The 23,157-nt window shown below is 58.2% G+C and carries 16 protein-coding genes and 1 pseudogene; 10 read left to right on the forward strand and 7 right to left on the reverse strand.

Features of this window, described 5'->3' with window-relative positions; genetic code table 11:
* Positions 1–5: 5 nt before the first annotated feature.
* Positions 6–500 (reverse strand): DUF934 domain-containing protein, encoded by a 495-nt coding sequence (locus KRR23_RS09130; RefSeq protein WP_216742244.1) that lies wholly within the window; start codon positions 498–500, stop codon positions 6–8.
* Entirely contained in the window at positions 497–2,170 is a 1,674-nt protein-coding gene (locus KRR23_RS09135; RefSeq protein WP_216742245.1) for a nitrite/sulfite reductase, read from the reverse strand. The genes KRR23_RS09130 and KRR23_RS09135 overlap by 4 nt, the downstream gene beginning before the upstream one ends.
* Before the next feature lie 264 nt (positions 2,171–2,434).
* Here KRR23_RS09135 and ccoN point away from each other — a divergent pair, with 264 nt between their 5' ends.
* Both ccoN and KRR23_RS09145 read left to right on the forward strand, forming a co-directional pair.
* Positions 2,435–3,862, forward strand: coding sequence for a cytochrome-c oxidase, cbb3-type subunit I (gene ccoN / locus KRR23_RS09140; protein WP_103319758.1), 1,428 nt, complete (start codon positions 2,435–2,437; stop codon positions 3,860–3,862).
* 58 nt (positions 3,863–3,920) lie between these two features.
* Positions 3,921–4,142, forward strand: coding sequence for a cbb3-type cytochrome c oxidase subunit 3 (locus KRR23_RS09145; protein ID WP_216742246.1), 222 nt, complete (start codon positions 3,921–3,923; stop codon positions 4,140–4,142).
* 176 nt (positions 4,143–4,318) lie between these two features.
* On the opposite strand, the gene KRR23_RS09150 is transcribed toward KRR23_RS09145, so the two are convergent.
* Positions 4,319–4,813, reverse strand: coding sequence for a hypothetical protein (locus KRR23_RS09150; RefSeq protein ID WP_054597012.1), 495 nt, complete (start codon positions 4,811–4,813; stop codon positions 4,319–4,321).
* A gap of 244 nt (positions 4,814–5,057) precedes the next feature.
* Positions 5,058–5,201: pseudogene (locus KRR23_RS09155) on the reverse strand (GNAT family N-acetyltransferase); the annotation flags it as partial.
* Positions 5,202–5,464: 263 nt separating this feature from the next.
* On the opposite strand from KRR23_RS09155, the gene KRR23_RS09160 reads away from it, so the two are divergent.
* From KRR23_RS09160 to KRR23_RS09175, 4 genes are all read left to right on the forward strand, one after another.
* Positions 5,465–6,898 carry a PLP-dependent aminotransferase family protein gene (locus tag KRR23_RS09160; protein WP_216742247.1) on the forward strand — a complete coding sequence of 478 codons (1,434 nt, stop codon included), beginning with the start codon at positions 5,465–5,467 and terminating at the stop codon, positions 6,896–6,898.
* A gap of 125 nt (positions 6,899–7,023) precedes the next feature.
* Positions 7,024–7,317 (forward strand): antibiotic biosynthesis monooxygenase family protein, encoded by a 294-nt coding sequence (locus KRR23_RS09165; protein ID WP_216742248.1) that lies wholly within the window; start codon positions 7,024–7,026, stop codon positions 7,315–7,317.
* Positions 7,318–7,585: 268 nt separating this feature from the next.
* Positions 7,586–8,293: an ATPase gene (locus KRR23_RS09170; protein WP_216742249.1), complete on the forward strand. Its 708-nt coding sequence runs from the start codon at positions 7,586–7,588 to the stop codon at positions 8,291–8,293.
* A 76-nt stretch (positions 8,294–8,369) separates the two neighbouring features.
* Positions 8,370–9,176, forward strand: a complete 807-nt coding sequence (locus KRR23_RS09175) for a lytic polysaccharide monooxygenase auxiliary activity family 9 protein (protein ID WP_216742250.1) — start codon at positions 8,370–8,372, stop codon at positions 9,174–9,176.
* Positions 9,177–9,255: 79 nt separating this feature from the next.
* On the opposite strand, the gene KRR23_RS09180 is transcribed toward KRR23_RS09175, so the two are convergent.
* Positions 9,256–14,157, reverse strand: coding sequence for an NAD-glutamate dehydrogenase (locus tag KRR23_RS09180; RefSeq protein ID WP_216742251.1), 4,902 nt, complete (start codon positions 14,155–14,157; stop codon positions 9,256–9,258).
* Positions 14,158–14,661: 504 nt separating this feature from the next.
* Here KRR23_RS09180 and KRR23_RS09185 point away from each other — a divergent pair.
* Positions 14,662–15,018 (forward strand): hypothetical protein, encoded by a 357-nt coding sequence (locus tag KRR23_RS09185; RefSeq protein WP_216742252.1) that lies wholly within the window; start codon positions 14,662–14,664, stop codon positions 15,016–15,018.
* 77 nt (positions 15,019–15,095) lie between these two features.
* Positions 15,096–15,314 (forward strand): DUF2970 domain-containing protein, encoded by a 219-nt coding sequence (locus KRR23_RS09190; RefSeq protein ID WP_123580724.1) that lies wholly within the window; start codon positions 15,096–15,098, stop codon positions 15,312–15,314.
* A 7-nt stretch (positions 15,315–15,321) separates the two neighbouring features.
* Here KRR23_RS09190 and KRR23_RS09195 read toward each other — a convergent pair whose 3' ends face one another.
* Positions 15,322–16,407 (reverse strand): ABC transporter substrate-binding protein, encoded by a 1,086-nt coding sequence (locus KRR23_RS09195; RefSeq protein ID WP_216742253.1) that lies wholly within the window; start codon positions 16,405–16,407, stop codon positions 15,322–15,324.
* A 521-nt stretch (positions 16,408–16,928) separates the two neighbouring features.
* Here KRR23_RS09195 and KRR23_RS09200 point away from each other — a divergent pair.
* On the forward strand, positions 16,929–18,587 hold the full coding sequence (locus KRR23_RS09200) for a nitrite/sulfite reductase (protein WP_216742254.1): 1,659 nt from the start codon (positions 16,929–16,931) through the stop codon (positions 18,585–18,587).
* On the forward strand, positions 18,571–19,065 hold the full coding sequence (locus KRR23_RS09205; protein ID WP_019690775.1) for a DUF934 domain-containing protein: 495 nt from the start codon (positions 18,571–18,573) through the stop codon (positions 19,063–19,065). Before KRR23_RS09200 ends, KRR23_RS09205 begins: the two co-directional genes overlap by 17 nt.
* Positions 19,066–19,143: 78 nt before the next feature.
* Here the strand turns inward: KRR23_RS09205 and KRR23_RS09210 are convergent, their stop codons facing one another.
* Entirely contained in the window at positions 19,144–22,977 is a 3,834-nt protein-coding gene (locus tag KRR23_RS09210; RefSeq protein ID WP_216742255.1) for a DUF6543 domain-containing protein, read from the reverse strand.
* Positions 22,978–23,157 lie beyond the last annotated feature (180 nt).

A 23,157-nucleotide genomic window follows, 5' to 3' on the forward strand; every position in this document is an offset into this window, starting at 1 on the left:
ATTGATCAGCGTCGACGAAACAACGGTCGTGGCTCGATCACCGAGCGACCGTAATGCACGCTCATCCCCACCAGCCCCTTCAGGGCATCTTCAGCGCATTTGTCTTCACGCACCGCGAACGCATCGAAACCGCATTGGCGCATATGGCTGAGCTGGTCGCGCAGCACATCGCCAATCGCCCGCAACTCCCCCGCCCAGCCCAAACGCGTGCGCAACAGGTAAGCCTGGCTGTAAGCCCGGCCATCGCGAAAACTTGGAAACTCCAGCGCGATCATGGGTATCAGCTTGAGCCACGGCTTGAGACTTTCGACCTCGTCATCCGGCCCCAGCCACACCGCGTCTCGTGACGGATGATGTTCAATACGGCGCATCAGCCACAAGGCCAGCGGCAAGATCAGCGGCCCCGTTGGCAGTTGGCTTTCCAGGTCCCTGACCAGCGTCCACGGGTCGTCGTCGGCCTTAAGCGCAGCACCTTCTTCCAACCGCAGCAGATTATTCATGCGACGACCTCCAGGCTCTTGGGATAAACGCGTTCCTTGAACGGCTCCAGACCGATGCGCTGCAAGGTATCGACAAACAGTTCTTCGCTCTCGCGATAGCGGACAAAGGTCGCGATGATCCGCTCGATCACCTGCGGTACTTCGGCGGCGCTGAACGACGGACCGATGACCTTGCCCAACGCGCTGTTCTTGCCCTGTGATCCACCGAGGGTGATCTGGTACCACTCGCTGCCATTCTTATCGACGCCGAGGATGCCGATATTGCCGATGTGGTGATGACCACAGGCGTTCATGCAGCCAGAGATATTCAGGCTGATATCGCCCAGGTCGTGGAGGTAATCCAGGTCATCGAAACGTGCCTGGATCGCTTGGGCGATGGGGATCGATTTGGCATTGGCCAGCGCGCAGAAATCGCCGCCGGGGCAGGCAATGATGTCAGTCAGCAAGCCGATGTTGGCGCAGCCCAGTCCGCGCTCGCAGGCCAGGCACCACAATGCGTACAAGTCAGCCTTGGGTACATCCGGCAGGACAATATTCTGTTCATGGGCAATGCGGATTTCGCCAAAACCGAACTGCTCGGACCAGTCGGCCACCGCGTCCATCTGCGCATCTGTGACATCACCGGGCGGCGAGGCCATGCCAGGTTTGGTCGACAACACCACGCTGGTGTAGCCAGGTACTTTGTGCGGCTGTACGTTACGCGCGACCCAACGCGCGAACGCCGGGTTCTCGGTCAGGCGAGTACCGAAGTCCAGGTCGGTGTCGGCTAGCGGCTCATAGGTGGGTGGCACGAATGCGCTGGCGACGCGCTGATATTCGACGTCGGTCAACTGCGCCGGGCCGTCCTTGAGGTGTTGCCACTCCTGCTCGACTTCCTGGGCAAAGGCCTCGATGCCCAGCGCCTTGACCAGAATCTTGATCCGCGCCTTGTACTTGTTGTCACGTCGACCGTGGCGGTTGTAGACCCGCAACACCGCCTCGACGTAGGACAGCAAATGCTGCCACGGCAACCCTTCACGGATCTGCAAACCGAGGATCGGTGTGCGCCCCAGACCGCCGCCAACGATCACCCGCAGCAGCATCTGCCCCGCCGCGTCGCGGTAAAGATAGAGGCCGATGTCATGCATCATGATCGCCGCACGGTCCTGTTCCGCCGAGCAGATGGCGATCTTGAATTTACGTGGCAAAAACAGGAATTCGGGGTTGATGGTCGACCACTGCCGGAGGATTTCCGCCAAGGGCCGTGGGTCGATCAGCTCATCTGCCGCCACCCCGGCAAAGGCTTCGGTGGTGATGTTGCGCACGCAGTTGCCGGAGGTCTGGATCGCATGCATTTCGACCTGGGCCAGGCGCTCGAGGATGTCCGGCACCTGGGCCAGTTCGATCCAGTTGAATTGCATGTTCTGCCGGGTGGTGAAGTGCCCGTAACCCCGATCGTAATCCCAGGCGATGCTCGCCAGCGTACGCATCTGCCGGGCGCTGAGGGTGCCGTAAGGAATGGCCACCCGCAGCATGTAGGCGTGCTTTTGCATGTACAGGCCGTTTTGCAGGCGCAACGGCAAAAACTCTTCCTCACTCAAGGCTCCAGCCATGAACCGCTCGACCTGATCGCGAAACTGCGCAACCCGTTCAAAGACCAGGGCCCGGTCATAGTCATCGTACTGATACATGTCGCTACCTCATCAGGGTTGATCGGGCTCTGCGGCTCGTTTCTGGGGGAGTGACTATGCAGTAGCGGCTCAGGTGGTTACAGATTCAGCTAAAGACTAAAAAACCATATCAGGGCGCGGCAGATCACCGCAGGCAGGCCTTACATCTGATCCGTATTAATGCAGTTTTTCTGAGTCTGTTTTGTTTCGACAAGGGTTTCTACAGTTGACCGCATGCCAGACCGGGTGGCCTGGCAAGACTTTGCAACCGTGGAAGCATTGACCATGAGCACAGCAGCAATCGGACAGGCCTATAACTACAAGGTCGTCCGCCAATTCGTCGTGGCAACAGTGGTATGGGGTGTTATCGGGATGGCGATGGGCGTGTGGATCGCCTCGCAACTGGTGTGGCCGGAGGCGAACCTCGATTTGCCCTGGACCACCTTTGGTCGCTTGCGCCCGCTGCACACCAGCCTGGTGATTTTCGGTTTTGCCGGCAGCGCACAATTTGCCGCCAGTTACTACGCGGTTCAGCGCACCTGCCAGGTGCGACTGTACAGCGACAAACTCGCCGCCTTCACCTTCTGGGGCTGGCAATCGGTGATCGTCAGCATGCTGATCACTCTCCCCCTGGGCTACACCACCACCAAGGAATACGCCGAGATCGAATTCTCCGGCGCGGTGTGGATGACGGTAGTCTGGGTCGCCTACGCCATAGTGTTTTTCACCACCGTGGTGCAGCGCAAGACCAAGCACATCTACGTCGGCAACTGGTTCTTCGGTGCGTTCATTGTGGTGATCGCCATGCTGCACGTGGTCAATCACCTGTCGATTCCGGTGGACTGGTTCAAGTCCTATCCGGTGTATTCCGGGGCCACCGATGCGATGGTGCAGTGGTGGTATGGGCACAACGCAGTGGGCTTCTTCCTGACCACCGGCTTCCTCGGGATGATGTATTACTTCGTGCCGAAACAGGTCGGCCGGCCGGTGTATTCCTATCGGTTGTCGATCGTGCATTTCTGGGCGCTGATTACCCTGTACATCTGGGCAGGCCCACACCACTTGCACTACACCGCACTGCCGGACTGGGCGCAATCACTGGGCATGGCGATGTCGCTGATCCTGCTGGCGCCGAGCTGGGGCGGCATGATCAACGGCATGATGACCCTCTCGGGTGCCTGGCATAAGTTGCGCACCGACCCGATCCTGCGGTTTTTGGTGCTGTCGCTGGCGTTCTACGGCATGTCGACCTTCGAAGGGCCGATGATGGCCATCAAAACGGTCAACGCCCTCTCCCACTACACCGACTGGACCATCGGCCACGTACACGCCGGCGCCTTGGGCTGGGTGGCGATGATCACCTTCGGCTCGCTGTATCACATGATCCCGAAAGTCTTCGGCCGCGAGCAGATGTACAGCATCAGCCTGATCAACACGCACTTCTGGCTCGCCACCATCGGCACGGTGCTGTATATCGCCTCGATGTGGGTCAACGGCATCACCCAGGGCCTGATGTGGCGCGCCATCAACGACGATGGCACGCTGACCTATTCCTTCGTCGAAACCCTGGTGGCCAGCCATCCTGGCTTCATCGTGCGTTTCGTCGGCGGCGTGTTCTTCCTCAGCGGCATGCTGCTGATGGCTTACAACACCTGGCGCACCGTGCGGGTCGCCGACCTGAAAATCGCTGAGCAAGAAGCGCAGATCGCTTGATCCGGCCCATGACGCAAGCCCCACCGGCTTGCGTCTCTCACCTCAGGGAATGTTTGTCATGATCGAAGTCATGTTGGATCTGTTGGGCGTGGCGTGCCTGTATTTATCGGTGGAGTATTGCTTGAAGCATCAGTCGGCCGAAAGCCTGGAAGATGCCAGTCTGATGCCGTTTGCCGATGACCCGGAAGTGGCACGGCGGGTAGAGTTGGCGACGGGCAAGACAGTGAAAGCCGTTGCACCCGAAGAGGCCAGGCCAGGCTGGGGAAACATGGAGATTTGATGCCAAACCACCCCCCCTGTGGCGAGGGGGCTTGCCCCCGTTGGAGCGCAAAGCGGTCCAAAAGTCGCTGATCGTATTGTGTCAGGGAAAATGCATCTGCCGGTTTTACGACTGCTTCGCAGCCGAACGGGGGCAAGCCCCCTCGCCACAAAGGCTCACACCTGCCAGAACTCGACTTAACCCCGATCGCGCGGTATCAGGCTCTGCAACTGCTGCGCCAGGAAATTCGCGTCGAAGGCAAAGGTGTCCGGGTCTTTCAGGCCATTGGTCTTGCGCCACTGCCAGTCAGTCGAAGGGGGTTGGCACACCAGCGACACGCTGCCGTAACGCGCAGCGGTCAAGCCCATGACCGCCAGTGTAATCAGCCCACCGGCACCCATCACTTCCGGCACGATTTCCACCGGTTTGCCGGCAATCAAGATGCTCAGTTTTTCGGTCTTGAAGGTCGAGCTTTCGACCGGCACGTTCGCCCCGAACGCCACATAGGCTTCGCGGCTCACCTCCAGCAAATGCGGGGCCTTGACCGGGGCCAACCACTGCTCGATCTGCCCGAACAACTCGCCAATTCGTGTTGCCCACACTGCCGATTGGGTTTCAAACAGCTGCTTCTTGTGCGCTTCGCTTTCTGCGTAGTGGCGAAGCATCTCACCCAGTTGCTGTACGTCATCCATTGCTGTGTTCCTTTGGTTGAAGCAGTACTGCGGACTTTGAGCATGGCAGATGCACGCTGCCGGCGTACGACTAAAACCGGGCATGCACACCCTGCTGACACTTCAGCGCCGCGCCAAGGGTTTACTCCGCTGCCGGATCGCGGACATTGTAGGCCGCATTCAGTCATCAACAGGAGCGTATTGGTCCCGGATGCCGCTGAACGGTATGCGCAAGCTGCGCTGGCGTTCGCCCTCGGCGACTGACTCAGCGCGCCTTGAGCAGACGGCGCAAGCGCGCCATGCTCAGGGCATCCACCAGCACCCCATCGCGCACTGCATACTCGCGAAATAAGCCTTCTGTGTCGAAACCAAACTTGCGATACAGCCCGATCGCCGCTTCGTTATCCGCAGTAAAGCGCGGTGATGCCCTCGATGTGGGCTTCGCTCATACGCTCAATGCTGATCACAGGATCGATGGCTGACATGGTGATTCCTCCTTGGAAGTGGCATGGCCATCGAGTCTAAACGGATCATCACCCGGATGACGACAGCCATAGCGCGACGAGGCGCGAATATGGATGCGCTGCAACTTCTTCCCGACACCGCAATACGGGTAATCTGATGTCACACACGTCAACCCGAAACACCAACTGGCGCAGGAGCCTCGCGGGTATGGAACTTCATGTTGTGATCAACGGCCGCAAGGACCTCGCAGGTCAGCTGTATCAGCAACTGCGTAGCGCCATCGAGTCGGGTCGCCTGGCCGCCGGGACACAGCTACCGCCGAGCCGCTTGCTCGCCGAGCAATTGGGCATCTCACGTAAGACCATTTCCGATACCTACGCGCAGTTGACCTACGAGAACTTCCTCACCGGAAGGATCGGCAAAGGCACCTACGTCAATCCCCGTCCCTCGACTATCGTCCGCAAACAGAGCCACTCCGAACTGGCGAGCGCCGACACCCTCGAGCGTTGGCGCAACATGCCATGGTTCTTGCGCCACCCCACCCAGGAAGGTTCGCTGCGTTACGAGTTCATCGGCGGTGCCACCAGCAAAGGCCTGTTTCCTCAGGATGACTGGCGCCGCTGCACCGCCCATGCGCTGCGGCAGATTGCTGGCTCCAAGGGTTTTTACAGCGAGCCGGAAGGCCTGCCGGCGCTGCGCAACGCGATCGCCCGGCATATCGCCTTTTCTCGCGGGGTCAATTGCCAGGACGACGACGTGGTGGTGTGCAACGGCGCGCAACAAGCACTGGACCTGATCTCCCGCGTACTGACCGAGCCCGGCAGCCTCGTCGCGATGGAAGATCCCGGCTACCCGCCGGCACGCCTGTTGTTCGCCTCTCACGGCGCCGAAGTGGTCGGGGTGCCGGTGGATGAGCAAGGCATTCAAGTCGAGCTGATTCCCGATGGAACCCGGCTGATCTATGTCACGCCCTCTCACCAGTTCCCGCTCGGCATGCCGATGAGCCAGGCACGGCGCGAAGCCTTGCTGGCAAGGGCACATGAGCTGGGCGCGATCATTATCGAGGACGACTACGACAGTGAGTTCCGCTACGCGGGCCGCCCCACCGACTCCCTGCAAAGCATGGATGAGCGCGGGATCGTCGCCTACGTCGGGACTTTTTCGAAAACCCTGCTGCCAGAATTGCGCCTGGGTTACACGATCCTGCCGCCGGCCATTCTCGACGCGGTGATCCGCGCCAAGCAACTGACCGACCTGCACACCTCGACCCTGCCGCAATGGGCCTTGGCCAAGTTCATCGCCGAAGGCTGCCTGCTGAAACACATCCGCCGCTGCCATACGGTCTATGCCGGGCGGCGCGAGCGAATCCTCGCACGCGTTGCTGGGGACCTTTCGCCCTGGCTCGAAGCGGTGCCAACCACTGCCGGCTTTCATATGGCCTTGCTGTGCAAAGTCGAGGTGGATGTCCCGCTGGTCATCACACTGGCGAAAAAACTCGACGTCGGCCTGTATGGCCTGAACGGTTTTTACTATCAGCAACCACCACGGGCCGGGCTGTTCATGGGCTTCGGCTCCATCGAAACCCTGGACATCGATAGTGCCCTTGACCGTCTGCGGGACATTTTGCAGCAAGTCTGTTGAGGTCTATTGGTATGGCGCTTTTACTGCCAATTGGCTGTTGGCCGCTACCAACCACAGGCCTATCCTGCACAAGCGTTATCCCACCTTGAGCGAGCCTCGTCCGGCTTGATACAGGAGCGTGTGCGATGCCCAACGAAATAATCAATACGGTCCAGGTACAGGCCGCCGCTGGCCGCTCGGATGAACTGGGCAAGCAATTGCAGAAGATCGTCGAGACATTGCGTGAGCTCCCAGGCTGCGATTCCTACATGGTCGACCGCTGCCCGGAGGATGACAATCGATGGACGGTCAGTGCCCGCTGGCAGTCCGAAACCGCCATGCAATCACACTTCTACTGCCCGCAAGTTCAAGGCTTCATCAGCCTGATCGACAGCCGACTGGCCAGCAGTGTCGACTTCAACTGTTTCCCCATCGTTTAACGCGTCGACACGATGCACTACTGACGCTATTGAAAAACTAATACCCGCGCTTCCAGCCATAAGTAACGGGGCCTTAACTCTATATTCGGGCCCTGTTTATTTCCTTGGGAAATCAACTACGCACTTTTAAATCCCTAATAAATCAGTCCTCCGACCAGTGGAACTATTGGCTATTTAATTTCCAGCCAACAGGTTTAGTCTGGAGCTACGTCGACACTGTTCGACCCGTCAAACTCCCCGATTGAATGTGTTTCACTGGAGACACACCATGAACATAGTCCTGGTAACCAGCATCAGCCTCACTGCCTTATTAACCGGCTGTTCGGTGCCCACCGCGCCAGAAGAGCAAGCCGCGCTGAGCAATTACTTCACTGCACCACTCGTGCGCTCCAGCGCCACCCATGTCACCAACGGTCCGAACGTGTCACTGGGTATTGTCTACAGCCAGAACACCCAGAACAGCCGTGCCTACCTCAAGGACTACCAGGCCAACGCCGGCACCGGTTTTGGCCAGAGCCTACTGGTGCAGCCGATCCACGACGCCTATGTTTCCACCTCCCAACCGGACATGGCGGTGAATTGGATCAAGGCCTCCCTGCAACGGCAGTTCGGCTCGGTGACGGTTTACCCGGACATGCAAAGTCTTAACGCCGCGAAACCGGATGTCGTGGCGGTCATCGATACCCATAGTCAACTCATCACCTCGCGCAGTTCCAATGTACAAGCCGACGTCACAGCGAATTTCTATGACGCCAGGTTCAATTACATTGGAACCGCTCAAGGCCATGAGGCAAAAAGTCTGAGCCCGGTATGGGCGGACTTCAAACCCACCCAAGAGATCGTTGCCGACATCAACGAACAGCAGACTATTCAAGTTCGTGCGCTGCAAAAGTTTGACCAGTCGCTCAGTAATTTACTGACCAAACCGTCAGATAAACTTTCGTTATCAAGCGAAGATTTACGCACCGTCAAATAACTAACTTCGACCTCCCTGCCAGACCTGAAAAACACAGCTAGATACAACTGTCTACTGTCAACTCTGACAGTAGACAGTGATTGATCCTTCCTTCTCTAATCCACCTCGACAGACAGCAGACGGGCCGACGGACTTTCGTCCGGTCTTTGGTGGTTTCATTGAATGGAGTATCGATGCGATGGCTTCACAAAACGGACAACTCTCTCAGATTAATCTAAAACAACTCTCGTCGGACGACGTAAACGGATTCCTTGATAGTTTGTTAGTCGAGCTAGCAGCCAGAAACGTGCCTCTGCCCAGGCATGGCAGGATCTCCAATCCACAATCCCGTGCGCAGTTCCTCTATGAAGAGGGCAAACTGGATTTCGGTCAAGTCAATGAGTGTGAGGGTGGAAAAGGGTTTCCCGCACGGGTGGGTAATTTGCCGGACCCTGATGCTCCAGATGACGTCTACAGCCGCACACCTCCCGCTGATGGCGAGATTGCCAGTGGCGGACATACGGCGGATGCTCGTGCCCTGCTCAACGCAACCGGCTCTCACTGGAAAAAACACAATGTCAGGCCGGGTCCGTTTAATGTCATCTGGGAATACAGGCAGGTCCACAAAACCCGTCGATGGTCATACTGGATCACCAAAGCGGGCTGGAACCACAACGAGCCACTAGCAAGGGAGCATTTCGAAGACAAACCGTTCCAGGTATTCCTGAACACATTCCAGCCGTATCATGCCCCTGGATCCGACGTTTTGTACCCACCACCCATTCACCAACACACGATGACACTGCCTGATCGCGCGGGGTACCACGTCATTCTCGCCGTTTGGGACGTGGCCAATACGGCAGCCGCTTTTTATCAAGTGATTGACGTGAACTTCACCCCCTGACCGACAATGCTCACCGCACAGACAACAAAAAAAAGCCCCGTCTCTCTCGAGACGGGGCTTTTTATTCAGCGCCTGATGATCAGGCAGCAGGCTCCAGTTCAGCGATTGCAACGGTCGTGACAGGCACCACCGCTTGACCGCTCAACGCCAGGTCCAGCAGTTCGCGGTTGGCGACCGCGTACATGGCGTAGTCGGTGCCGCTGGCGGCACGGATGTCCACCAGCATGGCGCGCCAGCGCTCGACCATGGTCTGGTTCTGGTCCATCCACAAGGCCAGACGCGCTTCCACGTCCTGGTCGTCGTTGCCCATTTGCAGGACCGAGATGGTGATCGCCCGTTGCTGCCAGTCGATGTCGTCACGGAACGCTTCACGGGCCAGCGCTTGCCAGTTGTTTTCCACCGGCAAAGCGCTGATCTGTTGCAGGTACCAGGTCAGGTCCAGCGCGCTGCCCACGGCGAAGTAGGCCTTGGCCACGTCCGCTGCGTTCTGGCCGGTCACATCCGCCGCCTCGATGATTGGCAACAGGGTGTACAGGTGACTAGTGCCTGCAACCATGCGCGCCAGCAATTCAGGTACGCCAGCGGCGACGTAGGCCTGATAGCGGGTCTGCCAGCCTTCGCGGGTCGGGCCTTCCAGCAGTTCGTCGAGCTTGAGGCCCAGCGCTGCCAGATGTGGACCGAAGTGCGCGACGTCTCGCGCTGCGTTCTGTTCGTTGCGACGGCTGCGCAGGAACCAGCGAGTGGCACGACGGCCCAGACGCATCAGCTCATCCATCAGTTCCAGTTGTACGTCGGCCGAAACCTGGTAATCCAGGGCTTCGATCTGACGGAACCAGTGCGGGAGATGGAAGATGTCACGCACGATCACATAGGCGCCGGCCACGTTCGCCGGGCTCATGCCGGTCGACTCTTTGAGTCGCTGAACGAAGGTGATGCCCATGTGGTTGACCAGATCGTTGGCGATCTGGGTGCTGACGATCTCACGCTTCAGACGGTGACGACGCATGGCCTCGGAGAACTTGCTGACCAGCATCGGCGGGAAAGCGGTTTCCATGTCGCGGGTCAGGTAGTCGTCATCCGGTACCAGGGAGTTGAGCAACTGCTCCTTGAGGTCGATCTTGCTGTAGGAGATCAGTACCGAGAGTTCGGCACGGGTCAGGCCATGGCCTGCCGCAACGCGCTCGTTCAGTTGATCTTCCGTCGGCAGGAACTCGATGGCACGGTCCAGCTTGCCACGGCCTTCCAGGTCGTTCATCAAGCGCTTGTACTCGGCAATCCGCACGTAGGCGCGACGGGCTGCCAGGGACAGGGCCTGGGTCTGCTTGTAGTTGTTGCCGAGAACCAGACCGCCGACTTCATCCGTCATGCTGCCGAGCAACTGGTTACGTTGCTTCTCGGTCATGTCGCCAGCCTGCACCACTTCGTTGAGCAGGATCTTGATGTTCACTTCGTGGTCGGAGCAGTCCACGCCACCGGCGTTGTCGATGAAGTCAGTGTTCGAGCCGCCGCCATTGAGACCGAACTCGACACGACCCAGTTGGGTCATACCGAGGTTGCCGCCCTCGCCCACGACTTTGCAGCGCAGTTCGTTGCCGTTCACACGCAGTGCATCGTTGGCCTTGTCGCCGACATCGGCGTGGCTTTCGCTGCTGGCTTTGACGTACGTACCGATACCGCCGTTCCACAACAGATCCACTGGTGCCTTGAGCAAGGCGTTCAGCAGTTCGGTCGGGGTCAGCTTGTCGGCCTGAATGTCGAAGCGCTCTTTCATCTGCGGGGAAATCGCGATGCTCTTCGCGCTACGGGAGAAGATCCCGCCGCCTTCAGACATGATGCTGGTGTCGTAATCCGACCACGCCGAACGCGGCAGGTCGAACAGACGCTGACGCTCAGCGAAGCTGTTGGCAGGCTGTGGATTCGGGTCGATGAAAATGTGCAGATGGTTGAACGCTGCGACCAGTTGCAGCTTGTCGGACATCAACAAACCGTTACCGAACACGTCACCGGCCATGTCGCCGACACCCACGACAGTGATGCTGTCTTCCTGGACGTTGATGCCGCGCTCGCGGAAGTGACGTTGTACGCCAACCCACGCGCCTTTGGCGGTGATGCCCATTTTCTTGTGGTCGTAACCGGCCGAGCCGCCCGACGCGAAGGCGTCACCGAGCCAGAAGCCGTAGTCGATCGCAATACCGTTGGCGATGTCGGAGAAGGTCGCAGTGCCCTTGTCCGCTGCCACTACCAGGTACGGGTCATCGTCGTCATGACGCACGACGTTGGCCGGCGGTACTAGTGCGCCGTCTTTCAGGTTGTCGGTGATGTCCAGCAGACCGGAAATGAAGATGCGGTAGCAGGCGATGCCTTCTGCTGCGATCTCATCACGGCTGCCGCCCAGTGGCAGGCGACGCGGCAGGAAGCCGCCTTTGGCGCCCACTGGCACGATGACCGAGTTCTTCACTTGCTGGGCTTTTACCAGGCCCAGGACTTCGGTACGGAAGTCTTCTTCACGGTCGGACCAGCGCAGACCACCACGAGCCACGTTGCCGAAGCGCAGGTGCACGCCTTCGACGCGTGGCGAGTAAACGAAGATTTCGAACTTCGGTACTGGCTTCGGCAGCTCTGGAATAGCGTGCGGGTTGAACTTGAAGCTGAAGTAGGACTTGTTCTGACCGTTGGCGTCGGTCTGATAGAAGTTGGTCCGCAGAGTAGCCTTGATCAGGTCCAGGTAGCGACGCAGGATGCGGTCTTCGTTCAACACCTGAACGTCGTCCAGAGCGCTCAGAATCGCTTGCTCCAGGCGCAGCTGCTTGTCGTCGAGGTCGTCGCTGGTCAGCTTGCGCGCCAGGTAGAAACGGGTCTTGAACAACCGGGTCAATTCGCGAGCGATATCGGTGTGGTTGTTCAGGGTGCTGGCGATATAGCCCAGGTCGAAGCCCAGACGGATCTGCTTCAGGTAACGGGCGTAAGCACGCAGCAGCGCCACGTCGCGCCATGGCAGGCCGGCGGTCAGTACCAGGCGGTTGAATGCATCGTTTTCGGCATCGCCGCGAACGATGTGGACGAAGGCGTCCTGCAGCGTGTCGTTGAGCTGCTGGATATCGAGTTCCAGGCCTTCAGCGGCGGTGAACGCGAAGTCATGAATCCAGAACTCGCGACCGTTGCTGTGACGCAGGCGATACGGGAACTCGCCCAGCACGCGCAGACCGAGATTTTCCAGAATTGGCAAGACGTCGGACAGGGCCAGCGGGGTATCGGCGTGGTACAGCTTGCAGTGCAGCTCACGCTGACCGGACACCTGACCCAGCGGCTGATAGAAACTCATGACCAGCGGATTTTTTTCGCTCAGGCTCAGCAGGTGCTGCATGTCGACCACAGCCGAATGCGCGGCGAAACGCTCGCGGTAGCCAGCCGGGAAGCCTTTCGGGAAGTCGGACAGCACATTGGTGCCCTGGGCTTCGCCGAAACTGTCCACGACCAGGCTTGCGTAGTCGTCCTGCCAGCTGCGGCAGGCCTGAACCACTTCTTTTTCCAGCAGCAGCGGGTCGATGTCCAGACGGTTCTTCGGGTCGACCCGCAGAATCAGTTGTACACGGGCCAGCACGGACTCGGAGAAGAAGGTCCAGAATTCGCAATCGCTGGCTTTCAGGCGATCCATCAGCACTTGCTGGATCTTCTGACGCACTTCGGTGGAATAGATGTCGCGTGGCACGTAGGCCAGGCAGTAGCAGAAGCGACCGTACGGGTCTTTACGCAGGAACACGCGAATCTTGTTGCGTTCCTGGATCTGCACGATCGACATCACGGTGCTGAACAGCTCGTCGACCGGCGTCTGGAACAGATCGTCACGCGGCAGTACTTCAAGTACCTGGGCCAGTTCCTTGCCCAGGTGCGCCTTGGACTGGAAGCCGGAGCGCTGTTCGATGACGTCGACCTTGCGACGGATGTACGGAATGACCCGCACGCTTTCGCCATACACCGACGAGGTGTACAGGCCCATGAAACGGCATTCCTTGATGACTTTGCCGTTGGCATCGATCTGGCGGATCGACACGTAGTCAGGGTAAGCCGGACGGTGTACACGGCTTGGGTGCGCAGCCTTGGCGAACGACAGCGGCGTCGGTTCGCGCAGGTAGTTCACGGCGTAGTCTTCGATACGCAGGTCTTCGGCGGTCAGGCCGGCGCGCAGCAATCGGGTCAGGCCCAGGAACGAGTTCTGGTCATACTCGATATGACCGCCATCCTTGTCGTCGCGAACCACAAACTCTTCGTAACCGAGGAACGTGAAGTGGTTGCCTACCAGCCACTCGAGGAAGCCCTTGATCTCGCTCTTTTCTTCGGCATCGACGGCAAATTTGCTCTTGTCGATGCCTTCGATCAGTTCTTGGACCTTGACTTTCATCGGTTCGAAATCGGCGACCGCAACGCGGACTTCACCGAGAACCTGCTCCAGCTCCTTGCTCAATACATTGAGTTCGGCGGTATGGGCGCAACGATCGATCTCAAGGTACATCAGCGATTCTTGCTGAATGCCCTCGCCCTGGGTGCCTTTAGGCAGGATTTCCAGCAGCTCGCCCTTGGCGCCGCGACGCACGCTCAGCACCGTGGTTTGCAAGGTGTGGATGCTGTAACCGCGACGGTTCAGCTCGGTGCGCACCGAGTCCACGAGAAATGGCAAATCGTGATGCAGCACTTCGACCGCCGTGTGGGTCGACTGCCAGCCGTGACGTTCGTAATCCGGGTTGTAAACGCGCACTTGCGGTTGCGCGTGATCAAAGCGCTCAAGCAGGCGCCAGGCAGAAAGAGTGCAGCCGGCGAGGTCGGACAACCGGCGCTGGGTCAGCTCATCGAGGGAAATAATGCCGAAGAATTGTTCAGCGAACAGCGCCACTTGTGGCAGTGCCTGTTCACTGATGTGCTGCGCCAGTGCCGCTTGCAGTTGTTGCTGGAAGTCGGCTTTGCTGGCTGCGGTGAAGAACGCCATCTGTGGTACTCCGCTTGGGCTTGTTATTGATGGAAGCGTCGCGTGCAAAACCCCTGTCGGGGCAATCCGTCACCCAGGTCCTGAATCTCGGGCAGAGGTTAACAGGGTGACAGATGGGTGAAGCTGGACGAGACACTCAGGTCACATTCACCTTCCATGAATGGGCATCTGTAAAAACGACTACCGGATAGACAAGCAATGTCTTTAGAGGTGCCCATTGGTTGCGCAGCTTATCGGGTGCGACAACCTGCCTGCTTGCGATGCTGCGACATATTCGGTCATCGGCACGTAACTCATCGGCAGCGCATCGAACAACACTAGCAGTTGCGTGAAAAAAAGACGGTTTTATGCCCGGATTTACGGTGCCTTCGTACCAGAAATGACCGACTCCCCCTGTAGTGTTCACAACACACTTTCAGACACACATCCGAGCAGAAATTCACTCGGGCTGGCAGAATCGGCTTTTGTCGTCTTCATAACGCTCGTTGAGCGAGGAATTTTCCCATGCAACTGACCACCGCCCACCTGATCGCCAACCCGTGCGATGACGAAGAAGACAACATGGCCATGCTCTGCTGCCACAGCAATCAGGGCGAGATGTTTTTGATGACTCGCTACCCGGATGAAGATGAGCTGGAGATCACCCTTGATGGTGAACCGTCGACCCTCGACGGCGTGAAAGTCACCCTCAGCCCTACCCGCCTGCTGATCGAAATAGCCGCCGCTGACGCCGATGCGCTGAATGGCGACGATCATCTGGAAATCCACCACAGCACCGCGCCGGCGGATCTGGCTGAAGTGGAAGAAACGTTGCAGAACATTCTCAAGGGCACGGGCACTTATGTGAGCCAGTTGAGCTGACCCTAGTGGGTGGGTGGCCTCACGACCCCGGGAAGATTGACTATGCTTGCCTCATACACTCCGGTGACGAGGGATTTATGGACGATCCAGTCGACAACAAACCACCCAGCTTCTGGCAAATGCTGCACAGCGTGCTGGCGGCAGCGTTTGGCGTGCAGAGCGGGAAGAACCGCGCACGCGACTTCACGCACGGCAAGCCCAGTCATTTCGTGGTGCTCGGCATTTTATTCACGGCTGTCTTTGCACTGACGCTATTCGGTATCGTGAAACTGGTCCTGCATCTCGCCGGGGTTTAGCCCACCCTCAGTGCATGAGGGTTTGCAGGCTGAACGGGTAGCGATAACTCAGAGGATGACCCTTGGCCGACAGGCTGCGGAAGTTCACGCCGTAGTTCTGCGTGGCACCCATGGCCAACAATCGCCTGGCCTGCTCCCGATCAATCAACTGCAACAGCGGGACCTGCCGGTCACGACCGCCATATCGTTCGACATGGACACCCTGGTCATAGTCATGCAACTGCACCAGTGCCCAGCCGCCCAGACTGAAGTGTCCGCCTACCAATACGCTAAGACGACCATCCAGCAGTGCCTGCAAGGCTGACGGCGAGGTATTGACGGCGCTGAACAGCGCGCCCTTGCCCGGCGTGCCGCCCGCCTCTTCATAGGCCTGCATCGCGCCGAACGCCATTTCATCGTTGGCCGTCCAGATCAGCGACGTCTGCGGATAGCGCTTGAACAGCAACGTCGCCTGCTCATGGACGCGCTGACGGTTCCACCCGCCGTACACCAGTTGCTGCAAATGCACCTCAGGGTGCTCGCGCAACGCCCGCATCAAGCCCTTTTCACGCAACTGCGAGGCCGGCGTGATTTTCAAACCGGCAAATGCCAGCAATTCAAGTTTCTGGCCGGGGGCGACCGGAGGATGCAGGCGGATCAACTCCTTGAGCATCAGGTAACCGCCCTCCTCATCGTTGGGTACCAGGCTACCGAGCAAAGCCGGGTATTTTTTCTCGCGATTGCCGAGCAACGCCAGTTGATCAGCGTTTAGCGCGCTATTGACGATAAACAGCTTCACGCCGCTGCCCTCGGACAGCCGCAAAATTTCCGGCGCAACATATTGCTCGTTGGCGAACACCAGATAATCCGGGCGTTTTGGCCCTTGCAAGGCTTCACGTGCCTGCTTGATCGTGGTTTCAGGCACGCGCTCGGAATACTGAATCTGCAGGTCCATGCCCAGATCCCGGGCGGCAGCCTGCATGAATTGCGAATAGCTGAGCCAAAAAGTTTCCGTAGAGGTGCCGGGGCTCAGGAACAGCACCGACGCCGCTTGCGTACCCGCCCCATAGGCCGAGCAAACCGATAGCAATACCCCACAGAAAAACTTGAACATTAAATATCCGAGCCCCGGCAATTAGCCGCGCATTATAGCCAGCGAAGTGCTGGCAAATCGCGATTAATCGACGTTTTGTCCGACAATCTTCAGAACAGGGCCCGGACACGTTTACCTATTGATGGCTGACCCAGAACACCGCAGTGCCCACTACCAGGATGATCAGAAACAGAATGGCCCATGCATCGACGGTGCTATCGCTTTTCCGTGCTTTGGTTGGGTTGCTCATTGCATCGCCTCTTGTCGGTTTTATCGGTGATTGCAGAAAGACTCGAGCACAGTTAAGTAGAGGATTGCCCGCACCACAAATGTGGGTAAGACAATAACCAGTCTCATTAGTCGATTTGGTTCTTTACATATACTCAAACATCACTTTTGCGCATAAACGCAAACTGGTATCTTGCCTCGGCTCCGTGGGGAGTGCGCGGCCGTGCGCGCAGAATTGCCAAGGCAGTATCGGAATCAAGCGAGCGGAAAACGCAGCTGTTCCTGATTGGCCCAAGCCTGAGAACAGGACCTATATGTACGTATACGACGAGTACGATCAGCGGATCATCGAGGACCGCGTCAAGCAGTTCCGTGATCAGACCCGACGCTATCTGGCAGGCGAGCTGAGCGAAGAAGAATTCCGCCCCCTGCGCCTGCAAAATGGCCTTTACATCCAGCGCTTCGCCCCGATGCTGCGGGTTGCCGTGCCTTATGGCCAACTGACTTCGCGCCAGACGCGAATGATGGCCAAGATTGCCCGCGACTACGACAAGGGCTATGCCCACATCAGTACCCGGCAGAACGTCCAGTTCAACTGGCCGGCACTGGAAGACATCCCGGACATCCTGGCTGAGCTTGCGACCGTGCAGATGCACGCTATCCAGACCAGCGGCAACTGCCTGCGCAACGTCACCACCGATCAGTTCGCCGGTGTCGCTGCCGACGAGTTGATCGATCCGCGTCCGTGGTGCGAAATCGTCCGTCAGTGGACCACCTTCCACCCGGAATTCGCCTATCTGCCGCGCAAGTTCAAGATCGCCATCAACGGGTCGACGTCGGACCGTGCAGCCATTGAAGTCCATGACATCGGCCTTGAGCCGGTGCACAACGCCGCAGGCGAACTGGGTTTCCGCGTGCTGGTCGGTGGTGGCCTCGGCCGAACGCCTGTCGTTGGTGCGTTCATCAATGAATTCCTGCCATGGCAAGACCTGTTGAGCTACCTCGACGCCATCCTGCGTGTGTACAACCGCTATGGCCGTCGCGACAACAAGTACAAGGCGCGGATCAAGATTCTGGTCAAGGCCCTGACACCTGAAGTCTTCGCACAAAAAGTCGATGCGGAAATGGAACACCTTCGCGGTGGCCAGACCACGCTGACCGAGGCTGAAGTGCATCGCGTCGCCAAGCACTTCGTCGATCCGGACTACAAAGCCCTGAACGATCAGGCGGCAGAGCTGGCTGAACTCGACAAGCAATATCCGGGCTTTGCTCGCTGGCGCACCCGCAACACCCTGGCTCACAAGAAGCCGGGGTATGTCGCCGTGACCCTGTCGCTCAAGCCGACTGGCGTTGCTCCGGGCGACCTGACCGACAAGCAGCTCGATGGCGTTGCCGACCTGGCCGACCGCTACAGCTTTGGCCAACTGCGTACCTCCCACGAACAGAACATCATTCTGGCTGACGTCGAGCAGAGCCAACTGTTCACCCTGTGGAGTGAATTGCGTGAACAAGGTTTCGCTACTCCGAACATCGGCCTGCTGACCGACATCATCTGCTGCCCGGGTGGCGACTTCTGCTCCCTGGCCAACGCCAAGTCGATCCCGATCGCCGAAGCCATCCAGCGCCGTTTCGATGACCTGGACTATCTGTTCGACATCGGCGAACTGGACCTGAACATCTCCGGCTGCATGAACGCCTGTGGTCACCACCACGTCGGGCACATCGGCATTCTCGGAGTGGACAAGAAAGGTGAAGAGTTCTACCAGGTATCCCTCGGCGGCAGCGCCAGCCGTGACGCCAGCCTGGGCAAGATCCTCGGCCCGTCCTTTGCACAGGACGACATGCCTGACGTGATCTCGAAGCTGATCGACGTCTACGTGGAACAACGTACCGAAGACGAGCGCTTCATCGACACCTATCAACGTATCGGCATCGACCTCTTCAAGGAACGCGTCTATGCAGCGAATAATTAAGAACAACGAAGTCATCGACGAAACCTGGCACTTGTTGCCCAAGGACGCGACTTTCGACGGCATTTCCAACTGCGACGACCTGATCGTCCCGCTGGCCCTGTGGCGCGATCACGCGCATGCGCTCAAGGCGCGTGATGGCGGTTTAGGTGTGTGGCTGGATGCCGATGAAGAAGCCGAGGAAATCGGTGACGACGTCGATCAGTTCCAGGTTATTGCCTTGAACTTCCCGGCCTTCACCGACGGGCGCAACTACTCCAACGCGCGCCTGCTGCGTGACCGTTACGGCTACAAGGGCGAACTGCGGGCGATCGGCGATGTGCTGCGCGACCAGTTGTTCTACCTGCACCGCTGCGGTTTCGACGCGTATGCATTGCGCGCCGACAAGGACCCGTACGAAGCCCTTGAAAGCCTCAAGGACTTCTCGGTGACCTATCAAGCTGCCACCGACGAACCGCTGCCGCTGTTCCGTCGCCGCTGATCGACAAAAAACCTTGAGCCCGGCACCTATGCCGGGACTCAAGGTTTTTCGTTGTGGCTACAGACTTCCCGCCCCCACCTACGACGCTTGAAAAGTCTCGCCATCGAGACTGGCTTTTTTCACAGGCGGTTCCTTGAGTAAAGTGATTCTGTCTTCCAGTCGCACAAAACTGGCAAACGGGTCCCCCCCATCGAAGCCCGACCATTCCATGCCCTCGAAAAGGTGTTGGCAAAGCTCCTGCGAAGCATCCATCTCTTCAACCATCCGCCACACTCGCTGCTGCAAAGGTGCGTAGTCCACCAGGAAATCAGCCGTGCGCGTCAGCGCTGCCAGGGTATCGAAGAAACGACCATTCCCCCCTTTTGCAAAAATACGCTCCCAGCGTGCAGTCTGTTGTGCCGCCTGCTCAGGGAGAAGCCCGGTCAACCAGGCGTTTGGCCTGGCAACACCGCGTATCCCCGACCCCATCCATAAGTTGATCCCCGTCTGTTTTCGATGGGCCACTATCCATCGCAGACTGTCTACGTCGGTTAGCGGATTGCCTGAAAGCAAGACGTTGCCCTCGACCACCGACTGCTTACGAACCGACTCAGGCACTCGGGTAATCTGGTTATCACGCAGATCCAACCGCTCCAGGCCATGAAAATCGAGAGTAAAGACCGGGCACGACCGAAGCTCTGCCCTTCTCAAATTGAGTTGACGCAATTCGGACATATCAAACACTGCCGGCGAGAGACCGAGCGGATTTTCGCTTAGATCGAGCTCCTGAAGTCGGGTGAGCTCGGCGAGTTGGCCTACGGTTCCCTCCGTCAGGACCAGCCGGGTCGCTTTCAGGTTCAAGACCTCAAGCCGAGACAGCTGGCCGATGGCAGGCGGCAATCGACCAACCGCTATGCCATTGCGATCAAAGAGACGTAGATCAACGCCCTGCATATTCAACGTGCGAAGATTGGGGAAACACTCAAGGAATCCGTTAAGGCTGCCGCGCTGCGTTAACGTGAAATTCGGCATGGTGAGAGAAACTACGTCGTTCAACTTTACATTGAGCTGCGGGAGGTAATGCATCTGCTCGAAGTCCATGTCCAGATGAAAGCCGATGAACTGCCCATCCCGATAAACCCTGCTGTCTGGCCCGCTACGTTTTTGCCAAATGGCGATCAGTGCCTCGGCCAGTTCATATCGGGTATCACGTTCAATATCCATCCATTCGTCTATGCGCGCGTCGTTCTCCGCCTCAATCTCGGCGGCGCTCATTCCCTCGGCCTCCGCATCACCCTCGCGCAGAATCTCGATATCCATCTCTTCGACATCATCGGTTACGTCTTCGACCCAATCGGTGATATCGACGCGCAGTTGCTCCGACTGCAACCTCAGCCGATAAAGATCGGCCTGGGTCTGGGCTCCCGCATTCAACAAAAACTCATCCACTTGCTCAGTCGTAAAAGCAGGGTAAATCTCTTTAACCTGAAGCCTCATCATCTCTGTGGACAGCTCGCCGGACTGCGCGGTGTCAGGGAATCCACCACCTCGCAACCCGAGACGCTGAAAGGACAATCCGGAGTCCATCCGGTGTAGCCCGAGCATCAATTCGGAGCGCGGCAGGGCGTTCTCCCGAATTTTGAACTGCAAGTCCTGCCATTCATGGCCTGTACGCAAACCGAGGGCCGTGCGTTGTTCTTGCGGCAAAAGCCCGAGCAGCGCTTGATCAAAGCCAGCCGTACCAACTCGCTCGTAGAGCGCCTCGATTCGAGTCGCACGCGACCAGCCCGGCAGCCGTTCCAGTGCCTGCAAAACGAGCACATCACTGTCGGCGTTTTCGACCGACTTTAGATAAAGCCCCTCATAGGCGCGGCACAGACGTACATGCTGCGTGTACTGCTGCGCCTTGCCGCCCAACTGCCCCAGCACTCGCTTGGCGTCAGCCCGTGTGTGGGGCGCAGCAATGTCCACTCCCGACCTGTCGAGCATTTGCTCCACCGCGCTTTTTGGTAAACCCGGGTATTGATCCCGAAACAACCTGATCCAGTCATTATCCGAATGCTGCAGCGCGTCGTAGCGCTGCTTGAACTGTCCGACTCGTGTGCTCTTTAGCTGCTCGGCCTGCGCCGAGCCTTCGGGAAACGCGTCAATGGCACGCTGCAGATCCTGATCGAGCGTGAAACGACTGATGGTATCCGCCAGCATCGGAGCCGGCGACCGCTGCCCGGTGTGCATCAGGCGTAAGACATCATCGTCCACCGGGCTGACATGCGCTATCTGGGCCAGAACCTCATCGCTGAATGACTCGACACTCGGCCCAATACCTCGCATCAGCTGTGCCCGTTCAGCGGCAGCGGCGGAAGGTGCAACATTTCCGGCCACCAGCCAGGGCTCGCCGGACAAGGGTTCGTCCACAAGCGCAGGGGCAGGACCGGGTTCAGACCCAATGCCGACGGCATGCTCTTCGGCCTTGATGGCTGCCCCTTCCGCGGCCAGTGGCAAGGCATTGAGCAAACCGAATATGGTACGCGTGACACCTGCCGAGCGCTCTTCAGAGGTCTTGCCATCAACCGCCTGAGCCAACCCATAACCGGCATCGATCAACCCGGCCAGCGCCAACAAACCTTCGCCACCCGGAACGAACAACGCCAAGGGACCAAATTTGTTGATCCATTGCACAATGGGCTGAACCACCGCACTCAAATCATCCCGATTGACCTGGGCATCGTCTCGAATCGATTCAATACTGGACTGGGCTGCTTGCTTCATCAGCAACACCCACTGCGCGAAGGGATCGATTGGAGACGTTGCGACCTCGAAGTGAATGTAATCGGCAGGATCCCAGTAACCATCATCGTTGAAAAAACCATGGCCTTTCTTCAAATGATGCTGTTTGGGGTAAATCGCCATGCCGTCCAACGCGGTCAACACACCCGCGTGGAACGTACCGTCCTGCCGGTCATCTTCGGAAAAATGCGTTGCCAGAGCCGCGTTCCTGGCAACATCCCCGCCCACCTCGGCCACCCATTTGTGCAACGTCTGTTGATCGGCAAACTCGTGGAACGGAGAAGAGTTACTCGGGATATAAAGCAAAATCCGCTCACTGGTTTTCTCCCGAAAGCTCCAGATATCGCTCGATACATAACGGTAAACGACCAGACGCGCAGCCTCTATGGAAGACTCGGTCGTCGCCCAGGCTTTCAATTGCTCAACTGTCAGTTGCTCCCATGTTTGCTGCGGCTCAAACCCGGCAGCCCGCAGCGCCAGTTTGAGTCCGTCCTCGCTCAGGCTGTTTTCCTGGTGCTGCAAATAAGCCGCCATGACAAAGGCCGTCTTGACCGAAGTGCGCAGCGGATAACCTTGCGGTGCAAGACAGACCTCGTCGGACGGCCACGCAGCGTGCACATAAGCGGTGTATTTGTCCTTGAACTCCAGCTCCCACACCCACTTCTTGAACTCTGCCGGCTGCAGCTTCAGCTGAGTGCTCGGACCGTAGCGCTGAGGGACGGTTTGACGATAGATGCCCTCATAGTCCTGGAGCCCACCGTCTGGCTTGATAGACTCATCGATCTCGACGATTTGGACTTCCGGGCCCACGGCAGGAGGTGTGTACAGGCCGAATGCCGTTTCCCCGAAACGACCCGCGCCCACGGTCTGATCGTTGGACAACAGGGCCTGTACCAGGCTTTGTGATTTTCTGACCCGGCCTTGCTGCACGTCCTGTTGTGCAGGGTAACCATAAAAATGGTAATTGAGGTCAACCAGGCGAGCAGCCAATAACTCTGCTCCCCAACGTTCCTCGATCAGCTTCGCGGCAAATTGGGTCGGGGTCGAGGGCAATACAACGTCGAGAGCAAGGCTCGACAGTGGTTGTTTTTTCTGAGCAGATAACCGGCTGGTGACAGGCTGGTGTTGACTCTCTAGCGCCATCATTTGCAATCCTTTGCAGTTGATTCGGGAGCTAAGAGCTTATGCATCGCCTGCCGCAAAAAAAGCAGGAAATGTCTTCAATCTGGTGGGAAAACACGACGGCCTCAAAAGACTGAGATACGGAGGGTAAACACCAGCGGCTGAGCCTGTGCAGCGCCGAGCATTGCACTCGACGCTGCAATA

This window comes from Pseudomonas sp. CVAP#3 (assembly GCF_018986375.1).
GTDB classification, from domain to species: domain Bacteria; phylum Pseudomonadota; class Gammaproteobacteria; order Pseudomonadales; family Pseudomonadaceae; genus Aquipseudomonas; species Aquipseudomonas helvetica.

What these genes read in the sequence shown, in the direction of transcription:
- KRR23_RS09130 (WP_216742244.1), bottom strand. Translation starts at nt 500, where the DNA reads ATGAATAATCTGCTGCGGTTGGAAGAAGGTGCTGCGCTTAAGGCCGAC.
- KRR23_RS09135 (WP_216742245.1), bottom strand. Translation starts at nt 2,170, where the DNA reads ATGTATCAGTACGATGACTATGACCGGGCCCTGGTCTTTGAACGGGTT.
- ccoN (WP_103319758.1), top strand. Translation starts at nt 2,435, where the DNA reads ATGAGCACAGCAGCAATCGGACAGGCCTATAACTACAAGGTCGTCCGC.
- KRR23_RS09145 (WP_216742246.1), top strand. Translation starts at nt 3,921, where the DNA reads ATGATCGAAGTCATGTTGGATCTGTTGGGCGTGGCGTGCCTGTATTTA.
- KRR23_RS09150 (WP_054597012.1), bottom strand. Translation starts at nt 4,813, where the DNA reads ATGGATGACGTACAGCAACTGGGTGAGATGCTTCGCCACTACGCAGAA.
- KRR23_RS09160 (WP_216742247.1), top strand. Translation starts at nt 5,465, where the DNA reads ATGGAACTTCATGTTGTGATCAACGGCCGCAAGGACCTCGCAGGTCAG.
- KRR23_RS09165 (WP_216742248.1), top strand. Translation starts at nt 7,024, where the DNA reads ATGCCCAACGAAATAATCAATACGGTCCAGGTACAGGCCGCCGCTGGC.
- KRR23_RS09170 (WP_216742249.1), top strand. Translation starts at nt 7,586, where the DNA reads ATGAACATAGTCCTGGTAACCAGCATCAGCCTCACTGCCTTATTAACC.
- KRR23_RS09180 (WP_216742251.1), bottom strand. Translation starts at nt 14,157, where the DNA reads ATGGCGTTCTTCACCGCAGCCAGCAAAGCCGACTTCCAGCAACAACTG.
- KRR23_RS09185 (WP_216742252.1), top strand. Translation starts at nt 14,662, where the DNA reads ATGCAACTGACCACCGCCCACCTGATCGCCAACCCGTGCGATGACGAA.
- KRR23_RS09190 (WP_123580724.1), top strand. Translation starts at nt 15,096, where the DNA reads ATGGACGATCCAGTCGACAACAAACCACCCAGCTTCTGGCAAATGCTG.
- KRR23_RS09195 (WP_216742253.1), bottom strand. Translation starts at nt 16,407, where the DNA reads ATGTTCAAGTTTTTCTGTGGGGTATTGCTATCGGTTTGCTCGGCCTAT.
- KRR23_RS09200 (WP_216742254.1), top strand. Translation starts at nt 16,929, where the DNA reads ATGTACGTATACGACGAGTACGATCAGCGGATCATCGAGGACCGCGTC.
- KRR23_RS09205 (WP_019690775.1), top strand. Translation starts at nt 18,571, where the DNA reads ATGCAGCGAATAATTAAGAACAACGAAGTCATCGACGAAACCTGGCAC.
- KRR23_RS09210 (WP_216742255.1), bottom strand. Translation starts at nt 22,977, where the DNA reads ATGATGGCGCTAGAGAGTCAACACCAGCCTGTCACCAGCCGGTTATCT.